Consider the following 4,618-nt stretch of genomic DNA (forward strand, 5'->3'; position numbering starts at 1 on the left):
GCTGAGCAAATCTGGCGATAGCACACATATAAAGAATCTTCTTCAACTGCCTGTTGCCGGTGTGAGGGATCATACCAACTTGAACTATACCGCCACTCCAAACACGACATTTTATAAAACACGAAAAAAAACGCCAAACAGATTAAATAAGCCATTCGGCGCCAAACACTTTTCGTGTTTTAAATCCATAAATTTCTTCTATACTGAAATTCCAACACTTTTTTTAAGGAGAAATCTATGGATATTGATATCTTATCATTACCTAGTCCTCTTGAGGTAAATCTTACTTTTGGAAAATATAAATCAGACAATCTCAAACTTAGCCGACGCTGTCCATCATGGGCAGAGGAGGCTTTTAAGGCTTACGTGGCATATACCTCGCAAACTCAAAAGAGGGATATCCATCATTATAAGGCGAGCGCATTCTTTACCAGATTGGCATTGTTTGCAGATCAAAGCAATTGTCACTGTTTTGCTGAACTTTCAGTCGAAATCGTAAATGACTTTATAGAGAATGTTAGCTATGGCAGTCACAAACATCAAATTCATCAGTTGGCTGAGCTAAGAAAATTGATCCTATGGCTTGTTGCTTTAGAGTTGATTCCAGCAAGTATTTTTAAAGAGGTTTATTTGTCAGGTAAAATGGATCTATGGTTCAATGAGATCATGTCCCGCTTTGGAGTGATGACTGCAATAAATGATCTGATGGATTTTGATGAGAAATCTCTGAATAGACTGGAAGTCCCAGTCTGGGCTGTAGAGGCTATCAATCAGTATGCTATTCATTGTGATCGAAGACTATCAAAGATATTTTGCTCCCCCCTCCAATGTGTGATCAAGGCTGCGGCCTGCATCAGGTGTATGGTAAGGCACTATAAAATCCTGTCATTCTATGAAATAAAACCCTCCTATTTGGCAGAATTAGGGCTCTGTTTGCGGCCATTGCAGAAATATTATGACTTTTTTTCTCATTTCATTGCGTTCCTTGCCAAACAAGGCTTCATCACTGAATACATGCCAGAGGCTTTTCTCAGAGTAAAGCAGAGTATGTTTCTTTTCCCTGAACAGAATGATTGGTCTGACTTCCCATCAGGAAAGGTTGGACCAGAAGAGCTATTTCAGCTTCAAGGACAGGTAAATAGACTGCTGAAAGAACTTGGGTATTCTAAAAAAAGTCAAAATCAAATCATGTCAGGAGTATCTAGACATTGCTTGTTTTTGCAGGAGCACGGGTTAACGTTTTCTTTTGAGGGAGCTTTAAAATGGTGTCATAAATTATCTCCAGATACGTCTGGCAAATATAAAACCGGACTTTATCTGTGTCACAAGCTTCTGTGTCAGGAGCCCATCTTACCAGACATTATGTTGGAGGAGCGGTATTGTCAGCTTAGGTGTAAACCAAAAAAATTCCCCAGCTGGTCTGAGAATTGGTGTCAACGCTATTTAAAACAACGGCGGCAGGATGGAATTAGTGAAAGTACAGTAAGGCAAGATATCACAAGTCTGCACTACTTTACCGATTATCTCAATCAGAGACGTGTTAATTCATTCAATAGTCTGACTATAGAACTTCTACATGATTTCGACAGGGATTGTAATCCAGGAGCAGCCAGATATAAAGCTGATGTCAACAGGATTATTCGGTCATTTTTATTGTTTCTAGCAGAAAACGGTGTAGTTAGATATAACCTCATCCTTACTTTGCCATCGTATAGTGTAAGTAAGATACGTCCGGTAAAAACATTAACCGACGTGCAACTTCAAGAGTTGTATCGGTTCTGTTCAGATGTTTCAGGCGAATGCCAGACACGAGACGCTCTTGCTTTTAAACTGGCCCTCAATCTGGGATTACGGGCTGTGGATATTGTCAATCTAAGGTTTAAGTCCATAGATGTGAAAAAGAAAATCCTGAGATTCAGGCAACGAAAGACTGGACGGATAGTTGAATTACCGCTACCGCAGACTGTGCTTAATGCTCTTTATGAGTACCTGTCGACAAAAAGAAAAGAGCATAACAACGATCAAGTCATGCTCCGCAGTATTGCGCCTCACTGCAGACTTAAGTCGGCAGAGACATTTAGAAGTAGAGTCAAGGCTCTTAATTGTGATCATTTCACCCTACATCAACTGAGAAAGACATTTGCATCTCTGCTTCTCAAAGCTGGAGTTAACTTTCAGCTCATAGCCGATGCCTTAGGGCATGCGAACTCACAAACCTTACATGTTTACCTGAGCACCGAACCTGAACAGTTACGCAGTTGCTGTTTCCCGTTTACCGGATTTGAACTGAATAGTGAGGAGGTAATGATATGAAAGCAGAACAATCTCACGCATTCTACAGCTTCAGATCTAGGCTTGGTCCGAAAATGGAAGAGTACATTGCGCATAAGCGTGTTGCTTTAGACTCAACCTTCAATACACAGGCTTCTGCACTGCATGCTTTTGATGTATTCCTAAGATACAGTGACTACGATCAAGGACTTCTGACCAGAGATGCAGTAGAGGCATATCGCGCCAGACTTGTTGCCAAGAATTTAAGCAGTAGTCACATAAGATCTGTACTTGGTACAATCAGAGGCTTAGCCATATACCTGATTGGTCAGGGTACAGATGCCTATCTTTTCCCTAAAAACAAACTACCTATAGCCCATTATCGGGAGCCTTACATTCCATCTCTAGATGAACTGAAGAAGTTTGCAAAATTCGTTGATGCAAAAGCGGTCAAAACTAGCAAAAGACTCCACCAATTTGCTGTAAGCTATGCTGTGATTTATCGATTGCTTTTTCTATTGGGACTTAGGATCAGCGAGGCAATAGACCTACGCAGAGAAGAAGTTAGGTTCTCTGACAACACACTTTATATCCGTAACTCAAAAGGTAATAAAGACAGAGTAGTTGCTTTTAACGACGGACTAGCTAAACTGCTGTCTGATTTTGATGTCTCTGCCGATAAATACTGTCCTCAACGTACTTACTTTTTTGGCATTGACTCTGACGGTAGGCCCTGCAAAACTGCTTTCAGAATGTGGTTTAAACGTAACTGGCTAAAATGTTTTGGAGATCATGGCAGATATGCTTTGCCTTCTCCTCATTGTCTGCGCCATGCTTATGTGGTGCACATTATCGATCTATGGGCTGAACAGCGGGTGGATTTCAGAACCAGACTACCGATTCTGAGCAAGAGTCTTGGGCATGCCTCTGTGGCCAATACCTATTATTACTATCATCAGCTAAATGGACATGGCAAGTCCATGCAAAATTTCGCTATCGCTGCAGCTGATATAATTCCACAGGAGGTGCGTGATGCATTTCTCAACTAGGAACAAGGTGATCATGGGAGCCATGCTGGAACGGGCCTCAGTCACCAAAGACCAGAATCTCAAACTACCACTATTTATTGATTATGTAACCTCATATCTTAATGAAGAGCTGTTAATATGCAAACGCAGTCCCTGTACTATCAAGGCTGTAGTCAGTACTCTGAGTAAGTTCATCAGGTATTTCAGAAAAGTCATCGGAGTGGAAGTTGATAAATTCAGACTGTCCGACTGCACATCTGACTTCGTCAGAGAGTGGTTGGACTATGAGATGCGGGAACATAAAGTCTCTGCTGCCACCCGCAATCTGAGACTCTCCCATCTGAGATCCTATGTACTGTATGCTACTGACCGCTGTCCTCTGGCAAGTTATATCTATTTGCAGCTTACATATATCCCAGAGTTAAGAGTTACACAACAGATTAAGACCATCCTGAGTGAAGCTCAGATAACAGCTATTATCCGGGCAGGACTGTCAACAGAGAAAGGCAAACGCAATTCACTAATTCTGTTGCTCCTTTACGAATGCGCCTTGCGAGCATCTGAATTGGTTGAACTTAAGATTGAGGATGTCATCATCCATGGTGACAAGAAATTGGTGCATGTGTTTGGCAAGGGAAAACGACACCGCAATATTGTGATTAAACAGGAGACTGCAGAGTTGCTCAAATCCTATCTCAATGAATTTCACAAAAACTCCAAGCAGGATTCGCCTTTGTTCTACAGTATTCGTCAAGGTCAAGCCTCGGCACTGACAGTCAAAAGTGTAGAGTATCTGGTGAAGCAGGCTGCCGATATTGCCCGTAGAACCATGCCAGATTTACCATTACGGGTTCATCCTCATGCATTCAGGCGAAGTAAGGCAACAGCACTGTACAGAGCTGGAACACCAATTGAATTGGTCTCAGCCTTTCTCGGTCATGAAAGCATTGAAACCACAACAATATATGCTACTCCCTCTGAAGAACAGCTTCGGAATGCTCTTGATAAATGTGACTTTCCTGCAGAATGGAAGAACACTCAAGCAAAATATGAGGAGGAGGAATTCGAAAAGATGATTGCTGCCTGTGGACTAACTCCGTAATCCTAAAACACGAAAAGTGTTTGGCGCCGAATGGCTTATTTAAGCAGTTTGGCGCTTTTTTTTCGTGTTTTATAAAATGTCGTGTTTGTTCCGAAATACGAAATTTCGTATTTCACTACCGGATACACGGGGTGCAAAGCCGGCAAATGAGGCAAAATGTCTTGAATTAGGAAAGTCATCAGGATTTCCCAGTACCGCATGTAAAGTAACTGCTGAT

The 4,618-nt window shown here is 41.7% G+C and carries 4 protein-coding genes; 3 read left to right on the plus strand and 1 reads right to left on the minus strand.

Going from position 1 to position 4,618, the window contains the following annotated elements; genetic code table 11:
- Nucleotides 1-237: 237 nt before the first annotated feature.
- Genes QZU45_RS10895 through QZU45_RS10905 form a run of 3 tightly spaced genes read left to right on the plus strand, consistent with a single transcriptional unit; the run spans nt 238 to nt 4,401 of the window.
- Nucleotides 238-2,313 (plus strand): tyrosine-type recombinase/integrase, encoded by a 2,076-nt coding sequence (locus tag QZU45_RS10895; RefSeq protein WP_295355216.1) that lies wholly within the window; start codon nt 238-240, stop codon nt 2,311-2,313.
- Nucleotides 2,310-3,320, plus strand: a complete 1,011-nt coding sequence (locus tag QZU45_RS10900) for a tyrosine-type recombinase/integrase (protein WP_295355218.1) — start codon at nt 2,310-2,312, stop codon at nt 3,318-3,320. Before QZU45_RS10895 ends, QZU45_RS10900 begins: the two co-directional genes overlap by 4 nt.
- Complete coding sequence (locus QZU45_RS10905; RefSeq protein WP_295355220.1) at nt 3,304-4,401, plus strand: tyrosine-type recombinase/integrase; 1,098 nt, start codon at nt 3,304-3,306, stop codon at nt 4,399-4,401. The genes QZU45_RS10900 and QZU45_RS10905 overlap by 17 nt, the downstream gene beginning before the upstream one ends.
- Before the next feature lie 69 nt (nt 4,402-4,470).
- On the opposite strand, the gene QZU45_RS12525 is transcribed toward QZU45_RS10905, so the two are convergent.
- The coding region (locus QZU45_RS12525) for a transposase (protein WP_366925494.1) at nt 4,471-4,618 on the minus strand (148 nt) is incomplete at its 5' end.

Origin of the sequence: uncultured Succinivibrio sp. (assembly GCF_902756765.1) — a bacterium.
GTDB lineage: Bacteria > Pseudomonadota > Gammaproteobacteria > Enterobacterales > Succinivibrionaceae > Succinivibrio.